The organism is Polaribacter sp. Z014, assembly GCF_023555435.1.
Classification (GTDB): Bacteria; Bacteroidota; Bacteroidia; order Flavobacteriales; family Flavobacteriaceae; genus Polaribacter.
This window is the reverse complement of record NZ_JALCZP010000007.1, coordinates 67,406-92,588: the sequence shown is the minus strand read 5'-3', so window position 1 is coordinate 92,588 and position 25,183 is coordinate 67,406. Positions and strand designations below refer to the sequence as shown.

The 25,183-nt window shown below is 29.9% G+C and carries 22 protein-coding genes; 10 read left to right on the top strand and 12 right to left on the bottom strand.

From position 1 onward, the window contains the following. The first annotated feature begins 48 nt into the window (after nt 1–48). From MPF19_RS10535 to MPF19_RS10500, 8 genes are all read left to right on the top strand, one after another. Nucleotides 49–660, top strand: coding sequence for a fumarylacetoacetate hydrolase family protein (locus tag MPF19_RS10535; RefSeq protein ID WP_249988198.1), 612 nt, complete (start codon nt 49–51; stop codon nt 658–660). A 92-nt stretch (nt 661–752) separates the two neighbouring features. Further along, nucleotides 753–1,265 (top strand): GNAT family N-acetyltransferase, encoded by a 513-nt coding sequence (locus tag MPF19_RS10530; RefSeq protein WP_249988197.1) that lies wholly within the window; start codon nt 753–755, stop codon nt 1,263–1,265. A 289-nt stretch (nt 1,266–1,554) separates the two neighbouring features. Then, entirely contained in the window at nt 1,555–2,124 is a 570-nt protein-coding gene (locus MPF19_RS10525) for a porin family protein (RefSeq protein ID WP_203392343.1), read from the top strand. A gap of 104 nt (nt 2,125–2,228) precedes the next feature. Then, a complete protein-coding gene (locus MPF19_RS10520) occupies nt 2,229–4,352 on the top strand; it encodes a Tex family protein (RefSeq protein WP_249988196.1) in 2,124 nt (707 codons plus the stop codon). Between the two features lie 25 nt (nt 4,353–4,377). Then, complete coding sequence (locus tag MPF19_RS10515) at nt 4,378–4,524, top strand: hypothetical protein (RefSeq protein ID WP_203392341.1); 147 nt, start codon at nt 4,378–4,380, stop codon at nt 4,522–4,524. 196 nt (nt 4,525–4,720) lie between these two features. Then, nucleotides 4,721–5,089 carry a hypothetical protein gene (locus MPF19_RS10510; RefSeq protein ID WP_203392340.1) on the top strand — a complete coding sequence of 123 codons (369 nt, stop codon included), beginning with the start codon at nt 4,721–4,723 and terminating at the stop codon, nt 5,087–5,089. Next, nucleotides 5,089–5,391 (top strand): type II toxin-antitoxin system RelE/ParE family toxin, encoded by a 303-nt coding sequence (locus MPF19_RS10505; RefSeq protein WP_203392339.1) that lies wholly within the window; start codon nt 5,089–5,091, stop codon nt 5,389–5,391. The genes MPF19_RS10510 and MPF19_RS10505 overlap by 1 nt, the downstream gene beginning before the upstream one ends. A gap of 249 nt (nt 5,392–5,640) precedes the next feature. Further along, complete coding sequence (locus MPF19_RS10500; RefSeq protein WP_203392338.1) at nt 5,641–7,968, top strand: type IA DNA topoisomerase; 2,328 nt, start codon at nt 5,641–5,643, stop codon at nt 7,966–7,968. A gap of 205 nt (nt 7,969–8,173) precedes the next feature. Here MPF19_RS10500 and MPF19_RS10495 read toward each other — a convergent pair whose 3' ends face one another. Continuing rightward, entirely contained in the window at nt 8,174–9,970 is a 1,797-nt protein-coding gene (locus tag MPF19_RS10495; RefSeq protein WP_203392337.1) for an AMP-dependent synthetase/ligase, read from the bottom strand. A 272-nt stretch (nt 9,971–10,242) separates the two neighbouring features. On the opposite strand from MPF19_RS10495, the gene MPF19_RS10490 reads away from it, so the two are divergent. Beyond that, nucleotides 10,243–11,169: a sterol desaturase family protein gene (locus MPF19_RS10490; RefSeq protein WP_203392336.1), complete on the top strand. Its 927-nt coding sequence runs from the start codon at nt 10,243–10,245 to the stop codon at nt 11,167–11,169. A gap of 186 nt (nt 11,170–11,355) precedes the next feature. On the opposite strand, the gene MPF19_RS10485 is transcribed toward MPF19_RS10490, so the two are convergent. The 6 genes from MPF19_RS10485 to ald all read right to left on the bottom strand — a co-directional run bounded on the left by MPF19_RS10485 (nt 11,356) and on the right by ald (nt 17,643). After that, nucleotides 11,356–11,826 carry a DUF6495 family protein gene (locus MPF19_RS10485; protein WP_203392335.1) on the bottom strand — a complete coding sequence of 157 codons (471 nt, stop codon included), beginning with the start codon at nt 11,824–11,826 and terminating at the stop codon, nt 11,356–11,358. A 62-nt stretch (nt 11,827–11,888) separates the two neighbouring features. Then, nucleotides 11,889–15,050, bottom strand: coding sequence for a TonB-dependent receptor (locus tag MPF19_RS10480; protein WP_249988195.1), 3,162 nt, complete (start codon nt 15,048–15,050; stop codon nt 11,889–11,891). A gap of 99 nt (nt 15,051–15,149) precedes the next feature. Beyond that, nucleotides 15,150–15,596 (bottom strand): 50S ribosomal protein L9, encoded by a 447-nt coding sequence (rplI, locus tag MPF19_RS10475; RefSeq protein ID WP_249988194.1) that lies wholly within the window; start codon nt 15,594–15,596, stop codon nt 15,150–15,152. Between the two features lie 14 nt (nt 15,597–15,610). Continuing rightward, nucleotides 15,611–15,907 (bottom strand): 30S ribosomal protein S18, encoded by a 297-nt coding sequence (gene rpsR, locus MPF19_RS10470; RefSeq protein WP_068452452.1) that lies wholly within the window; start codon nt 15,905–15,907, stop codon nt 15,611–15,613. Between the two features lie 3 nt (nt 15,908–15,910). Beyond that, nucleotides 15,911–16,252, bottom strand: a complete 342-nt coding sequence (gene rpsF / locus MPF19_RS10465; RefSeq protein WP_068452449.1) for a 30S ribosomal protein S6 — start codon at nt 16,250–16,252, stop codon at nt 15,911–15,913. Nucleotides 16,253–16,542: 290 nt separating this feature from the next. Next, the gene (gene ald, locus MPF19_RS10460) at nt 16,543–17,643 is read right to left on the bottom strand and encodes an alanine dehydrogenase (protein ID WP_203392332.1); all 1,101 of its coding nucleotides are present in this window, start codon (nt 17,641–17,643) and stop codon (nt 16,543–16,545) included. Nucleotides 17,644–18,093: 450 nt separating this feature from the next. Between ald and MPF19_RS10455 the strand changes: the two genes are divergently transcribed. Then, on the top strand, nt 18,094–19,050 hold the full coding sequence (locus MPF19_RS10455) for a hypothetical protein (RefSeq protein ID WP_249988193.1): 957 nt from the start codon (nt 18,094–18,096) through the stop codon (nt 19,048–19,050). Here the strand turns inward: MPF19_RS10455 and mqo are convergent. The 5 genes from mqo to MPF19_RS10430 form a co-directional block, all read right to left on the bottom strand. After that, nucleotides 19,047–20,522, bottom strand: a complete 1,476-nt coding sequence (gene mqo, locus MPF19_RS10450; RefSeq protein WP_249988192.1) for a malate dehydrogenase (quinone) — start codon at nt 20,520–20,522, stop codon at nt 19,047–19,049. The two genes, MPF19_RS10455 and mqo, sit on opposite strands and share 4 nt — an antisense overlap. Before the next feature lie 123 nt (nt 20,523–20,645). Continuing rightward, nucleotides 20,646–21,752, bottom strand: coding sequence for an efflux RND transporter periplasmic adaptor subunit (locus tag MPF19_RS10445; RefSeq protein ID WP_203392329.1), 1,107 nt, complete (start codon nt 21,750–21,752; stop codon nt 20,646–20,648). A gap of 34 nt (nt 21,753–21,786) precedes the next feature. Next, on the bottom strand, nt 21,787–23,007 hold the full coding sequence (locus MPF19_RS10440; RefSeq protein ID WP_203392328.1) for an ABC transporter permease: 1,221 nt from the start codon (nt 23,005–23,007) through the stop codon (nt 21,787–21,789). 2 nt (nt 23,008–23,009) lie between these two features. Continuing rightward, nucleotides 23,010–24,239: an ABC transporter permease gene (locus tag MPF19_RS10435; protein WP_249988191.1), complete on the bottom strand. Its 1,230-nt coding sequence runs from the start codon at nt 24,237–24,239 to the stop codon at nt 23,010–23,012. Between the two features lie 2 nt (nt 24,240–24,241). Further along, nucleotides 24,242–24,934 (bottom strand): ABC transporter ATP-binding protein, encoded by a 693-nt coding sequence (locus tag MPF19_RS10430; protein WP_249988190.1) that lies wholly within the window; start codon nt 24,932–24,934, stop codon nt 24,242–24,244. Nucleotides 24,935–25,183 lie beyond the last annotated feature (249 nt).

Below are 25,183 nucleotides of genomic sequence, written 5' to 3'. Positions count from 1 at the left end.
TTTTTTGGTGGATTTTTTTTATATTTACTTACACAAATAAAATTTAAAATGAAAATATTAGGAATCGGAAGTAATTATGTTACTGACATAAAAGACATTGAAGATAAAAAGAAAGGCAAAAAGTTTATCTTTTCAAAACCAGAATCTAGTTTGGCTATTAATTGTGATGTTGCTTACCCAAGTGCCATTACCAACCAATTAATTTACGAAGTAGAATTAGTAGTTAAAATAGGTAAAGAAGGAAAAAATATTACAAAAGAAGAAGCAAACTCTTACATTTCTGAAATTGCCGTAGGAATCGATTATACGGCAACCGATATTTTAAAAGATGCTAGAGAAAGTAAATATCCTTGGGAATTTGCAAAAGGTTTTGATGGGGCTGCTCCTATTTCTAGTTTTAAACCAGTTTCTAATTATAATTTAGGCGATATAGATTTCGATTTAAAAATAAATGGAGAAGAAAAACAAAAAAGTAATACGGCATTTATGATTAACGATTTTGCTGATATTATTGTGTTTATTTCTAAATATATGACCTTACAACCTGGCGATTTAATTTTTACAGGAACACCTGCTTTAGGAAAAGGAGAAATTTTCAAAGGAGATCAACTACAATGTTCTGTAAATGGTGAATTGCTTTTAGATTTTAAAATGATATAATTGTCTGTTCGAGCCCAGTCGAGAACTAATAGTTATTATATAACGAGCTCTCGACTAAGTTCGACCCGACAAAATAGTATACTATTTTTTTTATGAAAATTCGACTTTCCAAAATTGAAGATGTTTCAGAAATCATGATGATTATTGATGATGCTAAAAACTATTTGGCTTCCTTAAATATTGATCAATGGCAAAACGGATATCCGAATACTACACAAGTAGAAAATGACATCAATAATAAAGAAAGTTACGTTGTTGTAAATGATAAAAATACTGTCATGGCAACTTCCATGTTCACAACAAATCCAGAGCCAACCTACAAAGTTATTGATGGAAATTGGTTGGTTGATGAAACTAAAACTTACGGAGTTATCCATAGAATGGCTATTAAAAAAGAATTCAGAAAGTTTGGTTTAGCAACATTTTTATTTGATGAATTTCATCAACAATTAAAAAAGAATAACATTCAAAGTTTAAAGGTTGATACACATGAAGATAATCTCGGAATGCAATCTTTACTCAAAAAATTGGGTTACAGCTATTGCGGAATTATTTATACCAATTACAAAGCAAAAAGATTAGCCTTTGAGAAAGTGATCTCTTAAAATAAACGTACAAAATTAAAACTTCTCGATACAAAATTATTGAAAATAATTTCACTCAATGTAACAGTAATTTTTACGATAAAAGTAAGAACAAACTGTTACTTTAAGTGATTTTTTTAACAAAGAAATAGAAACTGTATAAAAAGTATTTCTGTTAAAATAATCTAAAAATCAACTAATTAACAAGCTGTTTTGATAAAGTAAGTTAAAAAGGTTAAACATAAATTAAAAAAATATTTTTTTCTAGAAAAAGTTATTTATTTGTATCAAACAAATTAAATTTTTAATTATGAAAAAAGTATTACTAGTAGCTGTATTAACCTTTTTAGGTTTTGCAAACATGAATGCACAGGACATTGAATTTGGTGCTAAAGCAGGATTAAATTTTGCTTCCGTTAATGGAGATAACACCAAAGATTTAGGCACTGTCACCTCTTTTAATTTTGGTTTGATGGCAGAAATACCTTTTACAGAAAAATTTTCCTTTCAACCTGAAGTATTATTTTCTGGCCAAGGTTATAGTACAGGTCCAGGTACGGATGATGTAATTGCTTTAAATTATTTAAACATCCCATTAATGGGGAAATATTATATTACAAAAGGATTAAGTTTTGAAGCGGGACCACAAGTAGGATTCTTACTTTCAGCCAATAATAATGAAAATGATTTAGATGTTAAAAGTTCATTTAATACCTTAGATTTTGGTGTTAATTTAGGATTAGGATATAAACTAGATAACGGACTTAATTTTAGTGCGCGTTATAATGTTGGTCTCTCTAACATTAATGATGTAGATGGTTTTTCAAATAAAAACAGAAACGGTGTGTTTCAAGTTTCTGTTGGCTACTTCTTTTTTTAAGACAACAAAATTATATAAGAAAAACACAAAATAAAACTATATTTACAACCTCATAAATTCATTTTTATGAGGTTTCTTTTTTCTGATAAAATTCAAATAAAAAAATGCAGTTACTTCAATATATAATTCAGCAAACACAACTTTCTCCTAAATCTGTAGAAAACACCATTTCACTATTAAATGAAGACGCTACAATTCCTTTTATCAGTAGATATAGAAAGGAAATTACAGGTAATTTAGATGAAGTAGAAATTGGTGATATTGTAAAATTTAAAGAGCTTTTTGAAGCGTTAGAAAAACGTAAAAAAACTATTTTAAAAGCATTAGAAGAGCAAGGAGTTTTATCTGATGAATTAGCACAAAAAGTAAACACTTCTAAAGATTTAATTGAATTAGAAGATTTGTATTTACCCTTTAAGAAAAAACGAAAAACCAAAGCAGAAACTGCACGCTTACAAGGTCTAGAACCATTGGCAAAAATGATGATGAGTCAGCGTGTAAATGATTTGGAACATACAGCTTCTAAATACACATCCAACGAAGTTGAAACCATTGAAGATGCACTAGAAGGCGCTCGTTATATTATTGCAGAATGGATAAATGAACGTACTGATATTCGTGGTACAATTAGACGAGAATTAGAAAGACATGCAACGATTTTATCAAAAGTAATTAAAACCAAAAAGGACGATGAAAAAGCGCAGAAATTTAAAGATTATTTTGATTGGAGTGAATCTTTAAGTAAAATTCCATCTCACAGATTATTAGCAATTTTAAGAGCAGAAAGCGAAGGTTTTATTCGTGTTAAAATAGAAATTGACAACGAAAGAATTCTTGAAAGAATAGAAAACCGAATTATCAATTCTCAAAACGATTGTGCTCCTCAAATTGAACTCGCTATAAAAGATGCTTTTAAACGTTTGTTGTATCCTTCTTTATCTAACGAAAGATTATCAATTGCTAAAGAAAAAGCAGATGAAGATGCCATTACCGTCTTTTCTAAAAACCTAAAACAACTACTTTTAGGTGCTCCTTTGGGCGAAAAAAGAATTTTAGCTATCGATCCTGGTTTTAAATCTGGTTGTAAAGTTGTGTGTTTAAATGAACAAGGAGAATTAGAACATAACGAAAACATTTATCCGCATGCGCCACAAAATCAATCTATAGAAGCAATTAAAAAAATAAGCTCTTTAGTAGAAGTACATAAAATTGAAGCCATTGCAATTGGTAACGGAACTGCATCAAGAGAAACCGAGCAATTGGTTAAGAAAATTGAATTTAAACATTCTGTGGATGTTTTTGTTGTGAGTGAAGCTGGCGCGTCTATTTATTCGGCTTCTAAAATTGCAAGAGACGAATTCCCTAATTTTGATGTTACCGTTCGTGGTTCTGTTTCAATCGGAAGACGTTTACAAGACCCTTTGGCAGAATTGGTAAAGATTGATGCAAAATCAATTGGAGTTGGCCAATACCAGCACGATGTAGATCAAACAAAATTAAAAAAATCTTTAGATACAACAGTAGAAAGTTGTGTAAATACCATTGGTGTAAACATAAATACAGCAAGTGAATCTTTGTTAAGTTACGTTTCTGGAATTGGTCCAAAATTGGCAGAAAACATCGTGAATTACAGAAACGAAAATGGTTCTTTCACTTCTAGAACTGCTATAAAAAAAGTACCTCGTTTAGGTGGAAAAGCATACGAACAAGCTGCTGGTTTTTTACGTATTAAAAATGGAAAAAACCCGTTAGATGATTCTGGTGTGCATCCAGAAAGTTATGCGTTGGTTGATAAAATTGCCAAAGACAATAAGAAAAAAGTATCCGAATTTATTGGTAATAAAGAACTGATTCAAAAAATCGACCTAAAAAAATATATTACAGATACTATTGGTTTGCCTACTTTAGAAGACATTGTTAAAGAATTAGAAAAACCAGGTTTAGACCCAAGAGAAAAGGCAAAAGTATTTTCTTTTGATAAAAACATTAAAACGATTGCAGATTTAAGAATCGGACAAATATTACCAGGAATTGTAAATAACATTACCAATTTTGGTTGTTTTGTAGATGTTGGAATCAAAGAAAGTGGCTTAATTCACGTTTCTAATTTATCGGATACTTTTGTAAAAGATGTAAATGCCATCGTTAATTTACAACAACAAATAATTGTAAAAGTTTTAGAAGTTGATGTTGTAAGAAAACGTATTCAATTGGCATTAGTAAAGTAAAATAATAATTTCTTATATTTATAAAATGAGCAATAAAACAGAAAATAATGATCTTTGGGATAATTTAACGGATTCTCAAAAGAATGAGATACAACAAGAAGTTAACGAATCAAATAAAAAGAAAAAAGTCTCTTGGGAGGATGCTAAAAAAGAGCTTTCAAAATTGAAATAAAATGCAGTTCCTTCATGTTTTAGAAAGTAAAAAAGTTTTTTTTTAAAATATTTTTTGCAAAAAATATAAATACAATTCTTGCTTTTCTAAAACAAATAATTTTAAATTTTTAGAGGTTGATCTAGTTAGAAATCAAATTCAATTGACTTTAATCAAGTCAATTAATAATTTATTATCTTTATAAAAAGAAAACAAAATGGATATTCAAACAACAAAAATAGCATTGATAAAAGAAATTTTAGATATTGAAAATCCGGAAACTCTTTTAAAAATAAGAAATATAATTGATGAATCTAATTTTGATATAAATACCGTTAATGAAAATAATATAGATTATGACAATTTAAAACCTTCTCTACAAAAAAGAAAACTAGCATTTATTACTGATTTCATCAATTTAGAGAATGAAGAAACAATATCTAAACTTGAAAAATCACTTTCGCAAAACAATGATTTTTGGAATGATTTAAGTCTTTCAGAAAAAGAAGAAATTGAACAAGGTATTAAAGAATTAGACGAAGGTAAAAGAGTTTCTTATGAGTCTGTTTTAAATGAAGTCTCTTAATGCAAGTTTTTTATTCCAAACTAGCAAGACTTAAATATATTAGAATAACAAATTATCTACTTGAAACCTGGAGCTTACAAAGCAAAAACAATTTTATTAAAAAGTTTGATTTAAAAATTCAACAAATAAAATTACATCCCTATAGTTGCTTAGAATCATTTGAATATAAAGGTCTTTACAAATGTGTTGTTACAAAACAAACCACTTTTTATTATAGAGTTCTTCAAAATCAACAAGAAATAGAAATCATTACTATTTTTGACACCAGACAAAATCCTAATAAGTTAAATAAAGATTTGTAAAACTTCCCAAATAATTTTTAGCTTAAATTTATAAGGAATAAATCAAATGCGATACATAAAAACACTTAAGTAACCATATACAAATTCCAATTTTAGACCTCACAGGTTTTAAAATCCTGTGAGGTCTTTTTAGTTTCAATTAAATTCATAAAAAAAATATTGAATTGTTTATAAATTTTAACTTTCATCAATTTTAAAAACTTGATATATTTCTTTTTTTCCTTAATTTCGACCTCACAAAAATAATCAATGAAAGTCTGTATTGCCGAAAAGCCATCTGTAGCAAGAGAAATAGCTAGTATTCTGGGAGCCAACACAAAACGTGATGGTTATTACGAAGGAAACGGTTATGCAGTAACGTATACATTCGGGCATTTATGTACCCTTTTAGAACCTAAAGATTACAAACCGCATTGGAAAAGTTGGGATTTAAACAACTTACCCATGCTTCCAGAACGTTTTGATACCAAAGTTACTGGAGATGCAGGAATAAAAAAACAATTCAATATTGTAAAATCTTTATTCGAAAAAGCAGACGTTATCATTAATTGTGGGGATGCGGGAACAGAAGGAGAATTGATTCAGCGTTGGGTAATTAACCAATGTGGCTATAAAGGAAAAGTTCTCCGTTTATGGATTTCCTCCTTAACAGAAGAAGCTATTAAAGAAGGTTTTAACAACTTAAAACCAGCAGAACAATACGACAATTTATATTACGCAGGATATTCTAGAGCAATCGGAGATTGGCTTTTAGGTTTAAATGCAACTCGTTTATACACCGTAAAATTTGGCGGATTTAAACAGGTTTTATCGGTAGGTAGAGTACAAACTCCTACCCTAGCCATGTTGGTAAATCGTTATTTTGAAATTGAAAACTTTAAACCACAACCGTATTGGGAATTACAAACAACCTATAGAAATACGCTTTTTAATTATGAAGATGGTCGATTTTTAAAACAAGAAGACGGACAAGTTCTTGCTAATAAAGTTAAAGAATCTGATTTTGAAATTGTTTCTGTTACCAAGAAAAAAGGAAAAGAATACGCTCCTAAATTGTTTGATTTAACGGGTTTACAAGTATATTGTAATAATAAATTTGGTTTTTCTGCAGATGAAACACTAAAAATGGTTCAGAAGTTATATGAGATGAAAGTGGTTACATATCCAAGAGTTGATACTACTTTTTTACCAAATGATGTGTATCCTAAAATTGCAGGAATTTTATCGAAATTAACTAATTACAGCGAGCTTACAGAACCGCTTTTAGGTAAAAAGATTAAAAAATCGAAACGTGTTTTTGATGATAAAAAAGTAACAGATCACCACGCTATTATTCCTACCGGAATTCAGGGAAATTTACAATACAATCAGCAACAAGTGTACGATATTATTACACGTAGATTTATTGGTGTTTTTTATCCAGATTCTGATGTTTCTAACACTTCTGTAATTGGTAAAGCGGCAGACGTTCCTTTTAAAACTACAGGTAAAGAAATTTTAACTAAAGGATGGCGTGTTGCTTTTGAAACTGAAGAAAGCAAGATTAAAAAAGAAATGAATGAGAAAACAACTTTGCCTTCTTTTGTAAAAGGAGAGAAAGGACCTCACGAACCTTCGTTTTTAGAAAAAGAAACAAAACCACCAAGAAACTTTACCGAAGCAAGTTTATTACGCGCCATGGAAACTGCCGGAAAGCAAGTAGATGATGACGAAATGCGCGAGCTCATGAAAGAAAACGGAATTGGTAGACCGTCTACAAGAGCAAGTATTATTGAAACTTTGTTCCGAAGAAAATATATTGAGCGTAAGAAAAAATTGGTTTTGCCAACACAAACGGGAATCGATTTAATTAATATTATTGATAACGAATTATTAAAATCTGCCGAATTAACTGGGCGTTGGGAAAAACGTTTAAAAGAAATTGAACGAGGAGAATTTAATGCCGGAACTTTCATAAATAATATGAAGAAAATGGTAGATGAATTGGTCTATGAGGTCCGTTCTAATACTTCTAAAAAACGAATTTCATCTAACTCTTCTGTCGTTGTGAGCGAAAAGAAGCAATCTGCTAGTTCAAAAACAAAATCTTCCAAAAAACAGGTTGCAGGTAAAACGTGTCCGAAATGTAAAAAAGGACACATTTTAAAAGGCTCCTCTGCTTTTGGGTGCTCTGAATATAAAAATAATTGCGATTTAAAAATTCCTTTTGAAATCTATGGAAAAAAGGTTTCTGAAAACCAATTAATTAGATTGATTGATAAAGGATGTACAACCAATTTAAAAGGTTTTAAGACCAACAATGGTTCTGTAGAAGGATTAATTAGATTTGATGATGATTTTAGTTTAAAATTAGAACCAAAACAAAAAGTTGCTAATTCTAGCTCCGTTGAGAAGAGTTCTGATAAAATTATCTGTCCAAAATGTAAAAAAGGAACTATTTTAAAAGGAAAAACTGCCTACGGTTGTTCTAATTATAAAAATGGTTGCGATTTTGTTTTCACCTTTGAAAACATCAAAAAAATAGCCAACGGAAAACCGTTGACTAAAGAATTGGTACTAAAAATTATAAGTGCTTAAAATTTTAACGAGTTATCATTTCGAAATGAACTTTTTTAAGCGATTGAGAAATCTCATATTCAGTTTTCACCATAAGATTCCTCAATTCTTAGAAATGACAAACAGTGAGTTTTATAACAAATCTTACTGTCATTCCAAAACGAGCATCTCAGCAATTGAGAAATTTCACATACTCTTTACACTAAGAACAAGTAATATATATATCTTAATCTGCATACATTTTATCAATCAGTTCTTTATATTTTTTTTGAATTACTTTACGTTTTAGTTTTAAAGTAGCTGTTATTTCTCCTGCTTCTAAACTAAACTCTTTAGGCAATAGGGTAAATTTCTTTATTTTCTCAAATTTTGAAAACTCTTTTTGTAATTCCTCAAAACGTTTTTCAAACATGGCTTTAATCTGATTATTATTAATCAAATCTTCTATGTCTTTAAAACTAATTTTATGTTCTTCTGCGTATTTTTTAATATTCTCGAAACTAGGCACCGCTAACGCCGTAACATATTTTTGTTGATCTCCTATTACTGCTATTTGCTCTATAAAAGAATCACTTACCAAGGCCATTTCAAGTTTTTGAGGAGCAATATATTTTCCTCCAGAAGTTTTCATTAAATCTTTAATTCTATCGGTAATCACTAAATTACCTAATTTGTCTATTTTTCCTGCATCACCAGTTTTAAACCAACCATTTTCAAAAACTTCTGCTGTTGCTTCTGGTTTTTTATAATAGCCTTTCATAACCCCAGGTCCTTTTACTAAAATTTCATTATTATGACCTATTTTAATTTCTGTTCCTGAAATTGGTTTTCCTGCAGAATTAAATTCGAAATAGTGATCACCAAACAACGTAACTGTAGCTGTTGTTTCTGTTAAACCATACCCGCATTTTATATTTAATGCAAACGAATGGAAAAACGAAACCAAATCTGGACCTAAAGGAGCGCCTCCACAAGGCATAAATTTTATATTTCCGCCAAAGACATCTCGTAATTTGCTCAATACTAATTTGTCTGCAACTTTATACTTTAACTTTAGTGATAAAGGCACTTTTTTCTCAAGACGTTTGTACTTATTGTGGTATTTATTCCCAACTCCCAATGCCCAACTTGCTAATTTCATTTTAGTTGGTGAAGCTTCTTTTCTCTTTTCTTGAATGGCTGTAAAAATTTTCTCAAAAATTCTAGGAACGGTACACATTAAAGTTGGTTTCACCTCTTTTAGAACATCTGCAATTTTCTTTGGATCTTGGTTAAAATACACCTGAATTCCTTTGTGCAAACAGAAAAACACCCAACTACGTTCGTAAATATGGCTTAACGGTAAAAAACTTAATGAAACATCATTTTCATCCACATCAATCTCTTCATCATGCGCTTTTAATGAGGAACCAAAGTTGTTGTGATCTAACATCACTCCTTTCGGTTCTCCTGTTGTTCCAGAGGTGTAAATAATACTTGCTAAATCATCTAATTTAGAGTCAAAATGGCGTTTTTCTAATTCAGTATCAATGCTTTTTGGAAATTCTGCATTTATAAAATCAGTAAAATAAACAGCATTTTTATGATTTCTTAAATCAACTGTTTTAGTTAAAGCAACTATTAATTTCAGATATTTATTATTTTCCGAAATGTGTTCAACTTTATCAAATTCTTCTTGATCCCCAACAAACAAAACACTAATTTCTGCATCGTTTACAACGTATTCCACTTCTTTTGTAGAATTGGTTGCATAAATAGGAATGGTTACAGCTCTTACTCCCATAATTCCCAAATCGGATATAATCCATTCGGTCATATTTTGAGCAAAAACACCAATATTATTTTGTTCTTTTATTCCAAAGTTGATTAATGCTTTTGAAACTTGTTGAATTTGAAAGTAAAAAGAATCCCAGGTAATTCCTTTCCAACTTTGTGAGGCTTCATCTTTATAAAAAATAGCTTCTTTAGTTGTAAATCTCTTGGTATTATCTTTAATTACTTGTAGTAAATGTGTGTAATTCATAATTAATCTTTAGATTATTTTAAACTAAGAATATTATAACTAACAAATTTACGAATATTTAGAAGACTTAAATACAAATAACCTTTTAGATTACTCGTAATAAATAGAAAAAAAATTACAATTATATTTATTGATAAAAAATTAGTTTTACAGATTATTAATCAATAATTTACATTTTTTTAAATTTTATAATTTTAAAAAAAACCTAACGTTATAGTTGTTAAGGTATTCACTTATTTTTACCTAATTTTATCGAAATATTAAAATAATAAATGGATTTTACAAACCCTCTAGTATATGGTGTTCCTTGTTTTTTAGGACTAATTTTAGTAGAATTAGCGTATAGCAAACATCATAAAAAAGAAGAAAACAAAAAACTTTATAAATGGAAAGATTTAGCTGCAAGCCTTACAATGGGTATTGGCTCTGCTATTTTAGCTCCTTTAACAAAAACGATTGCTGCCATAGTGCTGTTTAATTTTGTGTACGATCTTTTTAACCCTTTGGTTGAAGGAATTCGTACAAATATTATGGGGTATGAATCTTTTGGTTATGCTTGGTATATTTGGATAATTTGTCAACTTTTAGATGATTTTAGTTATTATTGGTTTCATAGACAGAACCATAATGTTCGTTTTCTTTGGGCTGCGCATATTGTACATCACTCTTCTGATAATTTTAATTTAGGTACTGCGGTAAGAAATGGTTGGTTTACAATTTTTTATAAACCTTTTTTTTATATGTGGATTACCGCTATTGGGTTTCCTCCAGAAATGCTGGTCGTATGTTTGGGTATTGAAGCTTTATGGCAATTTCAGTTGCATACTGTTTATATACCCAAATTAGGTTTCTTTGAAAAAATATTTAATACACATACAATGCACCAAGTGCATCATGCCCAAAATATGGAATATATGGATAAAAATCATGGTGGTTTTTTAAATGTATTTGATAGAATTTTTGGAACATGGAAAGAGCTTGATGAAACCATTGAAATAAAATATGGAGTAACAGCACCTCCTAATTCATACAATCCATTAGTAATTTTAACACATGAGTATAAAGATATTTGGAGTGATATGAAAAAATCTAAGAACTGGTATCATAAATTCATGTATGCTTTTGCTGCTCCTGGCTGGAGCCATGATGGAAGTACGCTTACCATTAAACAGACTCGAAAGGCTATGAGTGAAGAATAGTATTTAAATAAAAAATCTGTCAGTTATTAAAACTAACAGATTTTTTATTTGATCTTATATATGCTATTTACTTTTAGTAAAACATAGAGTTAACAAGGCAGTTAGCCCTGATTGAACGGTTTGTTTGAGCTCTTTTGAGGTACGAAAAAAGCGAGTAGTGAAAGCAGGAAGTAGCTTCTAAAAAAATTAAGAAACTAACTGACTAAAATACTCAAAGATTTCTCCTTTAGAAATAACACTTCCTTTTTCTATTAAGTCGAAAATTTCGGTATTTCTTTCGTCTTTATTATAAGGTTTTGTGCCTTTAAAAATCTCTACAGAATTATCCATCGGGTTTTGCATTAACCATTCGAAACCTTTTTGTTCAAGTAAATTAATATCCCAAGTAATTTTAATAGCAATTCTATGAATTTCTTCTGCATCGCACTTAAATAGGTTTACAGAGGTTTTAGAGAAATGTTCTACGTAGTTTGTTTTTGTTAGAACATCGTCCCAAACCACATCAGAAAAAACATTCATTTCTTCTTCTGCCACTTCTGGTGTTTCTTCTTTAATTTGATTCCATTCTTTTACATCGATACTTTGTGTTGCTAAAAAACGAGCAAAATCTTCATGTAAACTTTCGAATTGTTCTTTGGTAAGTTGTCTATATTTCATAATTAATGGTAAAAAAAACCGCCCAATTATGGGCGGTTCAAATATCTAATTTTAAAACTGATTTAGAAAATATAACGTAAACCAATTTGTGCTTGCCAACGAGATCTTAAATCTGAAACGGGTGTAAATGTTTCTGTTAAGTCTGTATTAAAAGTATAAATTGGTGTATTGGTAGCATCTACAGTTACAGCTAATGGTTGTAAATCTCTTGGTTCTTGTACAACTCCCCAATCTGAATTTAGTAAGTTACCTATATTTAAAATATCTAAACTAATTTGAACTGTGTGTTCTTTACTTTCTGATACTTTAAAGTTAATGTCTTGTAACATTTTAAAATCCCAACGAGACCTCCATGGAGATAATGCCCCATAACCTTCTACGTACTCTCCTCGTCTATCACTTAAATAATCATCTTGATTGATGTAAGCTTCAAAAGCATCTGCTTGTCCTATTCCTGTAAATTGCATTTGACTTAATTCTGATACAGTTGGTACATATAATAAATCATTGTTCTGAAAAGAAGAATCTCCATTTATATTACCAGCATATGTATAATTAAATCTTCCACCTCTTGCATATTCAAAGAAAGTAGAAAAAGTTGTTGGAGCATTTTCTCCGAAGAAGTTAAACTTCTTAGAAGCTACACCAATAAATCTGTGTGTATCTCCGTATTTAGAATATGATAATACATCTTGATTTGCGTCTCCTAAATTTGGATTAAAATCAAAAGCATCTCCAGTAATTTCTGCTTCTATTGAGTTTACATCTTTAGCATCTAAATAATTATAAGCTACACTTGCATATAACCCATTATCAAAAGATTTTTGTAATTTTAAAGAGGCATTCCAAACTCTTCCTTTATTAGAATTTGTAAATACATAGGCATTGTTTCCTTTATCTCCATCTAAATAAGTTGGTCTATCATCTCCTGGCGCATTTAAAGTTCCAGAAGGATTTCTTAATCCCCAGTTTTGTACATGAGCTCCATTAATATCTTTTGTATACGAAATATCTGTAGTAGCAATTATTCCGTTATCAAATCTATGATCTACACCAATATTTGTTCTCCAAACTTGTGGCCATTTAAAATCTGGATCTACAACTTGATAAAAGAAACTATCTAAACCTTGTACTTGATTACCTAACCATACAAAAGGAAAACGTCCTGTAAAAATACCGCTTCCACCTCTAACTTGTGTTGTTCCATCTCCACTAGCATCCCAATTGAAACCAAATCTTGGCGAGAACAAGAAACCATTATCTGGTAATGTTCTAGAATCTATTTTAGTTGTTTGATTTGTATTAGGATTAAAATAATCGATACTTGGGTCAAACGTAAATGGTTTTCTTGCAATGTTTTCATCAATTTTATCTTGAGTATCAAAATACAAAGGTTTATCAAAACGAATACCGTACGTTAATTTAAAATTGTCATTTACATTCCATTCATCTTGTACATAAAGAGCAAACTGACCAACATTTGTTTCAGCTAAAGCCCATCCATCTCCTGTAGGTAAACTATTATTTGTAGTATTTAGTGATTCTGCATTTGCTATTGCAGAAGCTAAAGTTCCATCATTAACATCTGTCATAAAAGCAGCTAAACTACCATAAGCAGCAAAAGCTCCAACTTCTTGAACAAAATCACCATTTTCATCATATCCATAAGCTCCTAAATTAAATGAGTTATCAAACTGAAATTTTTCAAAAGATACACCTGCAGTAATTGTATGATTTTCTAATAAGAAGTTTGTATTATTTGAAATTTGAAATACTTTTTGATCTAAAGTATTATTAATCGAAAAAGGTTCGTGACCAGTAATTATATAGTTACTTCCATTACCATCTTGAATTGTAATAGCTGGAATTGGACTTGATAAAGGCGTTCTATAATCATCAAAATGAGTATAACCCGTCTGAAACTTATTTGTAATTTTATCAGAAAAAGTTGAATTTAATTCTAATTGAAAAGAATTTATATTATTGTTAATTTCATAACCTGAATTTTCGAATTGTAATGTTTGAAAATTAGGACCTCTAGTTCCTAAAGCTGTAGGATGTGCAGAATTTTCTTTAGAAGCATTTAAAAAGTTATAAATTAAAGATAATCTATGATCTTGATTTATATTTAAATCTAATTTAAAAATACCTTTAGAAGATTTAGATCCATAATTAAATCCTTGATATCTCCCCGTGTCATAACCTAATCCAGAAAGTGAATTTTGCACTGTTACTAAGTCTGATTCTAAAACGCTAGACTCATTAATAGCTAATGTTCCATCGTTGTTATTAGGTATCCAACCTGCTGTACCTAAATCTGTTCTATCATCTTTCTCGTAATTTGCAAAGAAAAATAATTTATTTTTGATAATAGGACCTCCAATACTAAATCCAAATTGTTTTTGACTTAAGTCTGGTTTTACAACATCTTCTCCTTTAACCTTACCTCCTGTTAAATCTTCATTTCTAAAGAAACCGTAAACTGTTCCTTTAAATTCGTTTGTTCCACTCTTTGTAACTGCATTTACAGAAGCTCCTGTAAAACCAGATTGAGTAACATCATAAGGAGCAATAGAAACAGAAATTTGCTCAATTGCATCTAAAGATATTGGTTGTGCTCCTGTTTGCCCTCCTGGTGTTGGAGAATCTAAACCGAAAGGGTTTGTAAAAATAGCACCGTCTAAAGAAAAGTTATTAAACTGATCATTTTTACCTCCAAAAGAATTTCCACTTGCAGAAGGTTCTAATCTTGTAAAGTCTGCTGCTGACCTAGAAATTGTTGGTAATGTTTTTAATTGTGTTGCAGATACACTTGTTTGTGCACCTGTTCTATCACTATTAAAAGTAGAATTTTTAGATGATGAAATAACTATTTCCTCTAAAGACTCTCCTTCTTCAGCTAACTTACCATTAACATTGGTTGTTTTACCTAATGATAAAAAAACACCATTTACTTCTTGAGTTTTAAATCCTAAATAACTAAATGTAATCTTATAAGGTCCGCCAACTCTTAAGTTTAAAACAGTAAATCTACCATTTTCTTGAGCTGTAGTACCAGTTAAAGTTCCGGTAGGAGTGTGCAAAACAGAAATTGTTGCACCAAACAAAGGTTCTCCTGAAACATCTGTTACAATTCCTTTAATTTTAGATGTTGTAACCTGTGCATTTACAGGTGTTAAACCCCAAATTAGAAATGATAATAATAAAAGTAGTTTTTTTTTCATTTTTCTGGTTTTAAGTTATAAAACCAAAAATAGCACAAAAAAAAAGCCTACTCGTTTGAGTAGACTTTTAGTTCTTAACAATTATTTAACAATTGTTACTTATTCAGCAACAACTTCAAAAGTAATTTCAGCAACTACTGCTCTGTGTAATCTTACAGATGCATCATATTTACCTAATCTTTTTACAGAACCACCAACAACCTTAATAAATTTCTTATCTAAGTCTGTTCCTGCTTTTGCAAGAGCTGCAGCTAAATCGATGTTGTTTACAGAACCAAATAATTTGTCTCCTGAACCAACTTTAGATGCAATTTTAATTTCATATCCTTTAACTGCTTCTGCTATTGTAGTAGCATCTTCAATTAATTTAGCTTCTTTGTAAGCACGTTGTTTTAAATTCTCAGCTAAAACTTTCTTTGCAGATGAAGTAGCTAAAACTGCTTGTCTTGTAGGGATTAAAAAGTTTCTACCATATCCGTTTTTCACTTCTACGATATCGTCTTTAAATCCTAAATTTTCTACGTCTTGTCTTAATATCAATTCCATGTTCTACCTCTTTATTATTTTAACATATCTCCAACGTAAGGCATTAACGCTAAATGACGCGCTCTTTTAATTGCTTGCGCAACTTTACGTTGATATTTTAATGATGTTCCTGTTAAACGTCTTGGTAAAATTTTACCTTGTTCGTTTACTAAATACATTAAGAAGTCTGCATCTTTAAAATCGATATACTTGATATCTTTTTTCTTAAATCTACAATATTTAGCTTCTTTTTTAGTGTCTATATCTAATGGCGTTAAATATCTAACGTCAGCAGATTTACCGCCTTTTGCTTGTTGTTCTATTGATGCCATTTCTTATTTTTTTGTAGATTTAACACGTTCAGTTCTAATTTTTGCCCAAGCAGCAGCATGTTTGTCTAATTTAACAGTTAGGTAACGCATAACGCTATCATCTCTTCTAAATTCTAACTCATATGCAGAGATTTCTTCTCCAGCAATTTTAAACTCTAATAAGTGATAAAAACCACTTTTTTTCTTTTGGATTGGATACGCTAATTTCTTAAGGCCCCAATTCTCTTTTGAGATCATTTCAGCTCCTTTGGAAACTAAATAATCTTCGAATTTTTGTACTGTCTCCTTTATCTGAGTGTCAGATAAAACGGGATTCAAAATGAAAACAGTTTCGTAATGATTCATAAATTAAATATTTATTGTTTATTTTTAAGGCTGCAAATATAATAACTTTTTTATAATTAGAGTTATATATTGCAGTTATTCTTACTTTTAAAAAGTAAAAAGAGAAGTTTAATGCAAAGAATTATAAATTCTTCTATTTTTTTGCTTTTAAAACACCTTTAAAAGCAATTGTATTTTATTCTATTAATCAAATTTCACAAACGTCCTATAAATTAGTAGAGATGATAAAACCTCCAGGTTGAAACACTAAAACAACACTGGAGATTTATCAAGAATATTGTAATTAAACTTTAGACTTCAAATGCTTCTAAATGAAATGCTTCACTAATTTCTTTATACACAATTTTTCCTTTTATAATATTTAATCCTTTTTCTAAAGATGCATCTGTAGCGCAAGCTTCTTCCCATCCTTTATTAGCTATATTTTTAATATATGGTAATGTTACATTGGTTAAAGCAATGGTAGATGTATAAGGTACAGCTCCTGGCATATTTGCCACACAATAATGCACAACATCATCTATAATATAAGTAGGATCTTCATGTGTTGTTGCTTTTGTTGTTTCAAAACAACCTCCTTGATCTACTGCTACATCTACAATAACTGTTCCTGGACGCATATCTTTAAGCATGTCTCTAGTAATTAATTTTGGAGCCTTTCCTCCTTTTACCAAGACGCCTCCAATTATTAAATCGTGTGTTTTAATAAGCTGTCTAATGCTGTATTCACTAGAAAAAGCTGTAGTAACATGGTTTGGTAACACATCATTTACATAACGTAAACGTTTCATATTAATATCCATAATAGTAACATGAGCTCCTAAACCTGCTGCCATTTTTGCTGCTTGTACTCCAACAACTCCGGCTCCTAGTACTAAAACTTTTCCTGGAGCAACACCTGGTACACCTCCTAATAAAATACCACGACCTTTAATTGGTTTTTCTAAATATTTAGCACCTTGCTGAATCGCCATTCTACCAGCAACCTCAGACATAGGTGTTAATAAAGGCAAAGTACCCTCACTATCTTCTACCGTTTCGTAAGCAATACAAATAGATTTACTTTCTATCATGGCCTTTGTTAAAGGTTCACATGATGCAAAATGAAAATACGTGAAAATAATTTGATCTTCTTTAATTAATGGATATTCAGAAGCAATTGGCTCTTTTACTTTTACAATCATTTCGCTCTGATTGTAAACGTCTTCAATAGTAGGTAATATAGTAGCACCTACGTTAATATAATCTGCGTCAAAAAAACCACTTCCTTCTCCTGCTGTGGATTGTACAAAAACAGTATGATTTTTTTTAGTCAACTCAAAAACACCTGCGGGTGTCATACCAACTCTACTCTCGTTATTCTTAATTTCTTTAGGGATTCCAATTTTCATTGTTGCTTAATTTAGATGTTTTAAGCAAGTAAATTTAGGTCCTTTTTTGTTTATATTTCAACATAAAACACCTTAAATGTTATTTTTACAAATGTGCTATCTTTTGCAATTTTAATCTTACTTAATAGAAATTTAAGCCTTTAATTTTTATCAAATCCTTAATAATTAACATAAAACACTAAATCTATTAATGTAATTATGAACGTTTCAATCAAAACCTAAACAAATCCTTAAAGAAATACTTCTAATTTCTGTGCTTTAAACAATAGATTCAAATCCTATTTAACATAAAGACTCCTTGGTATAATTTTTAAGCTTCTTTATTTAGTTTTAACTTGCTTTCAAAGATTATAGACTACATAGGTTTGAAAAAGGTTACTTGGATACAATTTTTTTTTTATTTTTATTTAAAAATTTAATGATTACGTTTTTGTTGGTATCTTTATAGTTATGAGATATAGCTTTCTATTGGATAATAACATTTATAGAGAAATTGTAAAATCTGGAAATGAAATAGTATTTGAAAACTTTAATTATGATATTAAAAATCATAGGATAATAAAAAATATTCCTTCAGAAAACATTAAATACTCCCTTACTCCATTTACAATAATGGAAGCTTTAGGTATAACAATTCCATATAAAAAAATAATATTTCCATTAGATTTAAAGAAGCCTTATAAATATAACGAAGCCATTAGATTTATTAATGATGAAGCTAAAAAATATTTTTGTGATTTAATCTCAATTCAACCGGAAGAATTATTAAAAAAAGTAAAACATCAAAAAAAATACACTTCTTTAAAAGCAACAAAAACAGCACAGATATTTATTGAAACTCCTTTAAAAAAAAAGGAATTCTATAATTACTTTATTCAAGCATTAGTCTTTGATTACGTTTGTAAATATGAATTTCCAAAAGAAATTCAAAAAATAATTTTCGCAGAACATTTATTACCAGCATTCTTCTTAAATAACCATGAGATATCAAGATTTAGTAAATTTAGAATAATTAAAAGGTTATGGGATAATTCATATGATGGATTAAAAAAATCAACCATTTTTCCAAAAGGTAATATAGAAGAATTAAATAATTCTATGAAGCTAAAAGGAAGTCAAGATTTTTTGGACTGTGAAATTATACACTTTTCTTGTATTGGAGATTGTGTTGAAAGTAAACACAATCCTGTTTTTGCGTTTACTCAAGATGATAAAAAAACAATAATCAACAGAATAATTGTTTACAAATCTATGATTAAGCTTATCTTAAATAATTTAACAGAAGATAAATATAAAATTCATAAACCTATATTTAATGATTGGGAACAAGGAATGATTATATTTTGTAACGATGATGGAAGCATAAAAGAATCTATAGACGTTAGTACTATAAAAACTATAAATTAGAGTTTTAAAGCAACCTTACTTTTCTCCAACTCTTCTTCAAACAATTCTTTTGTAATTTCTGTTTTATAAAAAGGTACCATTTGCTTTAGTTTTTCTTTTCCTTCGGATGAATTTACCAATTCTGGAAATGCTTTTTCGATTACTTCTAACATAATAGATGTTGCCGTAGAAGCTCCAGGTGAAGCACCTAATAAACAGGTAATACTTCCGTCTTTACTAGAAATTACTTCGGTACCAAATTGTAGTTTTCCACCTTCAAATTCATCCTTTTTAATAATCTGAACTCTTTGTCCTGCTTTTACAACTTCCCAATCATCACTATTTGCATCTTTTACAAACTTTCGTAGCGAATCCATTCTGTCTTCTTTACTCATCATTACCTGCTCAATTAAATATTGAGTTAATGGTAAATTGTGCCAAAATGCACCAAACATAGACGGAATATTATCGAACTGTATCGATTTAAACAAATCTAAATTAGAACCTTCTTTTAAAAACTTAGGACTAAAACCTGCAAAAGGACCAAACATTAATTGACGTTTACCATCAATAAAGCGGGTATCTAAATGTGGTGTAGACATTGGCGGATCTCCTATTCCTGCTTTGCTGTATACCTTTGCATTGTGTTGTTTTATAATTTCTTCATTAGTACAAACCAACCATTCTCCACTGACAGGAAAACCTCCATATCCTTCTTTTTCGTCTATTTCTACTTTCTGAAGCAACAATAAGCTTCCTCCTCCTGCTCCAATAAAAACATGTTCTGCTTCTAATTGATATTCCTCTTCCGTTTTTAAATTCCGCACTTCTACCGTCCAATCTAAGTCGGTATCTGGATCTATATCTAATACTTCCATATTACAGTGAACAGGTATATCAAATTCATTTTTTAAAATAGCGAATAACTTTTCAGTTAAAGAACCATAATTCATTTCTGTTCCTCTACCCATTCTAGAAGCCGCCATTATTTCATCATCTCTTCTATTATTTGCAATTAAAGGAAACCACTCTTTCATAGTCTCAACTTCTTTTGTAAATTCAATAGAATCGAACATAAAATGCTTTTTCATCTCATTAAATCTGCTTTCTAAATAATCGGCATTTTCTTTACCCAAAACCCAACTATGATGTTTTACGGATGTGATAAAATCTTCAGGATTTTCTAAAAAACCTTGATTGGTTAAATAAGACCAAAACTGTTTAGACATTTCGTATTGCGTACAAATATCAATGGCTTTTTTAATAGAAACTTTTCCGTTTTTATTCTCCGGACAGTAATTTAATTCACACAAAGCTGAATGACCCGTACCCGCATTATTCCATGCGGCAGAACTTTCTTGCGCTACTTTGTCTAATCGTTCTAAAATTAGAATATTCATTTCTGGTTTTAGAAGTTTTGTGATCAACGCTAACGTTGCACTCATAATTCCACCACCAACACATATTAAATCGTATTCTTTTTTTAATTTCATATATATTTAGTCCTCGACTACGCTAGGACTGATATTTTAGTTCTTAATTATATTCTTAATTTATAAAAATAAAAAAAGGAACTCAAATTGAGTTCCTTTTTTTAAATATGATATCAACAATTATTAATTATTGTTTTTTTCATCCTCCTCTTTAGAAGTTTTATTCCAAACTTTAATATCATCATCTTTGGTAACACCTTCTAAGATTTCTACATTTACACCGTCTGAAGTACCTAACTTAACATCTTTTTTATCAAACTTTCCTTCTGCATTTTTAATTTCTACGTAAGGTAATTCTGTTTTTCTATCAAACTGTAATAAAGACTCTTTAATAGATAAAACACTGTCTTTTTTCTCTAAAACAATTTCGGCATTTGCACTATAACCTGCTCTAATAAAATGCTCATCATCTAAAGAAACATCTGCTTTTATTTTAAACTGAACAGCACCTGCTTCTTCTGTTCCTTTTGGAGCAATGAAGTTTAAAACTGCTGGAAATTTCTTGTTTTCGATAGCACCTAAAGAAATTTCTATTTTTGTTCCTTTTACTAATTTACCAACTTCAGATTCGTCAACTTTACCTTCAAAAATCATTTTAGTCATATCTGCAATTGTAGCAATTGTAGTACCTGCACTAAAGCCATTCGTTTCTACAACTTGATACCCTTTTTTAACAGGAATTTCTACCACCATACCAGAAGTTGTTGCTCTAATATTTGTATTTGCGCCAGAAGAACCTGCAGATCCTTTTTTAATAATCTGATAATCATTTTGTGCATTACGTAAATCGTTTTGTGCTTGATTATAAGAAAGCTCTAAGGTTTCAAATTCTTGACGAGAAATTACGCCTTTATCAAATAAATTTTTATTTCTGTTGTATTGTATTTTTGCATTATTTAACTGAATTTGAACAGAATTAATACGTCCTTTTGCACTTGTTAAAGATTGCTCATTAGGTACAACTCTTACAGTAGCTAACAAATCTCCTGCCTTTACAATAGCACCTTCCTCAACAACTATTTTATCTATAATACCTGCTATTTGTGGCTTTATCTCTACTTCTTCTAACGGGGTTACTTTACCGGTAGCAACACTTTTTCTAATGATTGTTGCTTTAAAAGCTTTTTCTGTTTTGTATTCTATTGGTGACGCACTGTTCTTTTTACCAAACCAAATTAATACTGCTATTAGTGCAACAGCTATTCCTCCAAAAATGATTACTTTTTTCATTTATCTTCTATTTATTCTAGTTAGTTGATTTTTTTTATTCTTCTCTTAATGCGTCTATTGGTTTCACAATTGTTGCCATATATGCAGGTATAAATCCTATTAATGTTCCTAAAACTACTAAAACTGTATACGCAATTAATACAATTGGAATATCTACGGTTGGGTTAACAAGAAAGTCTACAAAATTATCTAGAAGCATTAAAATTAATCCGCCTCCAATAATTCCTAAAGAACCAGCTAGCAACGTTAAAAACAATGATTCTAATATAATTTGTTGTCTTACCTTATTTGGTGTTGCTCCTAAAGCTCTTCTAATTCCTATTTCTTTTGTACGTTCTTTTACAGTAATCAATAAAATATTACCAATTGCAAAAACACCCGCAATTAAGGTTGCTATACCTACAAACCATGTTAAAAACTGCATACCAGTTAAAAAACCTGTAACCTGTTTAATTCGTTCTCCTAAATTAAAGCCTCTAAACGCTCTATTATCATCTGGGTTAATTTTATGTAAATTTTTAAGCAATAGTTTTACATCTGCCTCTAACTGAACAATATCAACCCCATCTTTACCAGTAACCACCATCCATTCAAATTTATCGCCTTTATTATAAACTAATTTAAATGTACTAAAAGGAATGTGAACGTTATTTTTACCTTCAAATCTACCAGCTGTATAAACACCAACTACTTTATAATTGATACCACTTACTTTTAAGTATGTACCTATAGACTCTTCATTTTTGTCGTATAATTCTTTATAAACTCCTTCACTAATAACACAAATCTTTTTATTCTCATCCATGTCACTTTGGTTGATAAACCTACCTTCTATTAAGTTCTTTTTCTGAACCTGGTCTATTAAAGGAAAATCTCCAAAAACGGTAAAATTACCTGTTTTTAAACCGTGTATTACTTGTCCTCCAGTAGCATTTCTAGGCACTACAAACTGAATACCATCTACTTCTGTTCTAATTTTATCAACATCGCTAAGCGTTAAGTTAATTTGCCTTCCTTCTTGAAAACCTTTAAAAGGCATCGAAGTTTTACTACCAGACATAAAAACACTATTAGTTGCAAAATCGCCAAACATACCGTTAAAACTGTTTTCGATTCCCTTGGCTGCACCTAATAAACCTACTAATAAAAGTATTCCCCAAAATGCACCAAAAATGGTAATTGCAGTTCTACCTTTATTCTTTCGAATACTACCGTAAATTTCTTGCCAAGTATCTTTTTCAAATAAAAATCTCATAGTTAATCTGAGTTTAATGCTACTACTGGTTTAATTCTTGCTGCTTTTTTGGCGGGTAAATATCCTGCAATTAAACCTGCACAAACTAGTGTTAATGTTGCTCCAATAACTACAGGTTGAGAAACACTTGGGTTTAGAATAAAATATTTTTCTAAACTAGGTCCGGCAATTTCTAAAATACCTATTCCTATTAACAAACCTACATAACCAGAAATTGCGGTAATAAAAACAGCTTCTTGCATAATCATAGCAACAATCATTTTTGGTGTAGCACCCACTGCTTTTCTAATTCCTAATTCTTTAGTTCTTTCTTTAACTATGTAAACCATAATATTACTTATACCTACAACACCTGCTATTAATGTACCTAAACCTATTACTAGAATTAAAATACTTAAGCCAAACATCATCCCAGATACCTCTTTATTATTGGTTGCGTAATTATCTAAGCCAATTCCTCTTTGGTCATTTGGTGATACATTATGTTTTTTCTTTAATTCTCTGTGCATTTTACTACTAAATGCAATGGCTTCATCAATACTTAAAGCTGGATTATAGGTAATACCAAAATCATCTATATAATCATTATTGCCATACATTTTTTGCATGGTTGTAAATGGCGTATAAATAAATCTTTCATCACTATCTCCTCCCGGATCAGAGAAAACACCTATTACTTTATACATGATTCCTCCAATATTCAATTGTTTTCCAAAAGCACTTAATTGACCAAATAAATCTTTTTCTACCATTCTACCTATTACTACAACTTTACCTTTTTCTTGTATATCTCTATAATTTAAAAAACGTCCTTCTGTAACTTCTGCAGATTCTAATACATAATATTCTGGATACACACCTCTTACCGTGTAAGTATCTTTTTCATCTTTATAAACAACATCTGCAGATCTTTGAATTCTAGGACTTATCGTTTGAATTTTATCTCCAAAATTGTCTTTAATAAAGGTGAAATCATCATTTTTAAACTGAATTTTTCTACCTATTTGATTTCCTTTATATGCTTTTGTAGTGTTATTAGTCCAAATATAAATAGAGTTCATTGCGTCTTTAGCAAACTCATTTTTAAAGGTATTTTGAAGTCCATTACCAATACCAAAAAGTAAGGTAAAAAGTAAGATAGCAAATGCAACTGTAAATCCAGATAATGCAGAACGCAACTTGTTTTTACTGATACTTTGAAATATTTCTCTCCAACGATCTAAATCAAACATAATTAAACAGTTTTAGATGCATTTGTATATTCATCACTAATAATAAGACCATCTTTTAAACGTACAATTCTTTTGGTTTGTTCTGCAACCTCCTCTTCATGCGTAATAACAAACACCGTCATACCTTCATTATTAATGTCTTTTAATAATTGCATTACAGAATCTGTGGTTGTAGAATCTAATGCTCCGGTTGGCTCATCTGCTAAAACTACTTTTGGTTTTGTAACCAAAGCTCTTGCAATGGCAACACGTTGTTTTTGCCCTCCAGAAAGTTCGTTTGGTAAATGGTTTTCCCAATCTTTTAAACCTACTTTATCTAAATACTCTAAAGCAATCTGCATGCGTTCTTTTCTTGCAATTCCTTTATAATACAAAGGAAGCGCTACATTTTCTAAAGCTGTTTTGTAAGAAATAAGATTAAATGATTGAAAAACAAACCCTAAAAATTTATTTCTAAGAATAGCTGCTTTTTTCTCGTTTAAGTTCTTTATTAATTGTCCATTTAGGTAATAATCACCTTCATCATGTTCATCTAATAAACCAACAATATTTAATAATGTAGATTTCCCCGAACCAGAAGACCCCATAATAGAAACAAACTCGCCTTCTTTTATATGTAAATCTATACCTTTTAAAACATGTAGAGAATCTTTACCAATTGGGTAAGATTTGTGTAGTTTTTCTATTCTAATCATTGGTTGGTTAATTTTAAACTAATATATTGAAAGTGATGACCTGCCTTTACTAATTTTATGTTAAAACAAAATTCATTTTATTCGAATACAAACATAAGACGAGTAATTAAAAAAAATGTTACAATAAAATAATTATTTTTCTAAAATATTTCTGCTTTCGCAGGATTTACCTCGTAAACGATACTACTTTAAAAACCCAAGTAGATTTCTTTCGGTTTCGAAAAAAAGATAAAGTACCTTTGTTCCTTA

Coding starts and splice junctions, on each gene's coding strand:
- mqo (WP_249988192.1), bottom strand. CDS start 20,522: ATGAAATTAAAAAAAGAATACGATTTAATATGTGTTGGTGGTGGAATT.
- MPF19_RS10480 (WP_249988195.1), bottom strand. CDS start 15,050: ATGAAAAAAAAACTACTTTTATTATTATCATTTCTAATTTGGGGTTTA.
- MPF19_RS10530 (WP_249988197.1), top strand. CDS start 753: ATGAAAATTCGACTTTCCAAAATTGAAGATGTTTCAGAAATCATGATG.
- MPF19_RS10500 (WP_203392338.1), top strand. CDS start 5,641: ATGAAAGTCTGTATTGCCGAAAAGCCATCTGTAGCAAGAGAAATAGCT.
- MPF19_RS10505 (WP_203392339.1), top strand. CDS start 5,089: ATGCAAGTTTTTTATTCCAAACTAGCAAGACTTAAATATATTAGAATA.
- rplI (WP_249988194.1), bottom strand. CDS start 15,596: ATGGAATTGATATTAAGACAAGACGTAGAAAATTTAGGATTTAAAGAC.
- MPF19_RS10490 (WP_203392336.1), top strand. CDS start 10,243: ATGGATTTTACAAACCCTCTAGTATATGGTGTTCCTTGTTTTTTAGGA.
- MPF19_RS10525 (WP_203392343.1), top strand. CDS start 1,555: ATGAAAAAAGTATTACTAGTAGCTGTATTAACCTTTTTAGGTTTTGCA.
- MPF19_RS10435 (WP_249988191.1), bottom strand. CDS start 24,239: ATGTTTGATTTAGATCGTTGGAGAGAAATATTTCAAAGTATCAGTAAA.
- rpsR (WP_068452452.1), bottom strand. CDS start 15,907: ATGGCATCAATAGAACAACAAGCAAAAGGCGGTAAATCTGCTGACGTT.
- MPF19_RS10445 (WP_203392329.1), bottom strand. CDS start 21,752: ATGAAAAAAGTAATCATTTTTGGAGGAATAGCTGTTGCACTAATAGCA.
- ald (WP_203392332.1), bottom strand. CDS start 17,643: ATGAAAATTGGAATCCCTAAAGAAATTAAGAATAACGAGAGTAGAGTT.
- MPF19_RS10495 (WP_203392337.1), bottom strand. CDS start 9,970: ATGAATTACACACATTTACTACAAGTAATTAAAGATAATACCAAGAGA.
- rpsF (WP_068452449.1), bottom strand. CDS start 16,252: ATGAATCATTACGAAACTGTTTTCATTTTGAATCCCGTTTTATCTGAC.
- MPF19_RS10485 (WP_203392335.1), bottom strand. CDS start 11,826: ATGAAATATAGACAACTTACCAAAGAACAATTCGAAAGTTTACATGAA.
- MPF19_RS10440 (WP_203392328.1), bottom strand. CDS start 23,007: ATGAGATTTTTATTTGAAAAAGATACTTGGCAAGAAATTTACGGTAGT.
- MPF19_RS10515 (WP_203392341.1), top strand. CDS start 4,378: ATGAGCAATAAAACAGAAAATAATGATCTTTGGGATAATTTAACGGAT.
- MPF19_RS10535 (WP_249988198.1), top strand. CDS start 49: ATGAAAATATTAGGAATCGGAAGTAATTATGTTACTGACATAAAAGAC.
- MPF19_RS10520 (WP_249988196.1), top strand. CDS start 2,229: ATGCAGTTACTTCAATATATAATTCAGCAAACACAACTTTCTCCTAAA.
- MPF19_RS10455 (WP_249988193.1), top strand. CDS start 18,094: ATGAGATATAGCTTTCTATTGGATAATAACATTTATAGAGAAATTGTA.
- MPF19_RS10510 (WP_203392340.1), top strand. CDS start 4,721: ATGGATATTCAAACAACAAAAATAGCATTGATAAAAGAAATTTTAGAT.
- MPF19_RS10430 (WP_249988190.1), bottom strand. CDS start 24,934: ATGATTAGAATAGAAAAACTACACAAATCTTACCCAATTGGTAAAGAT.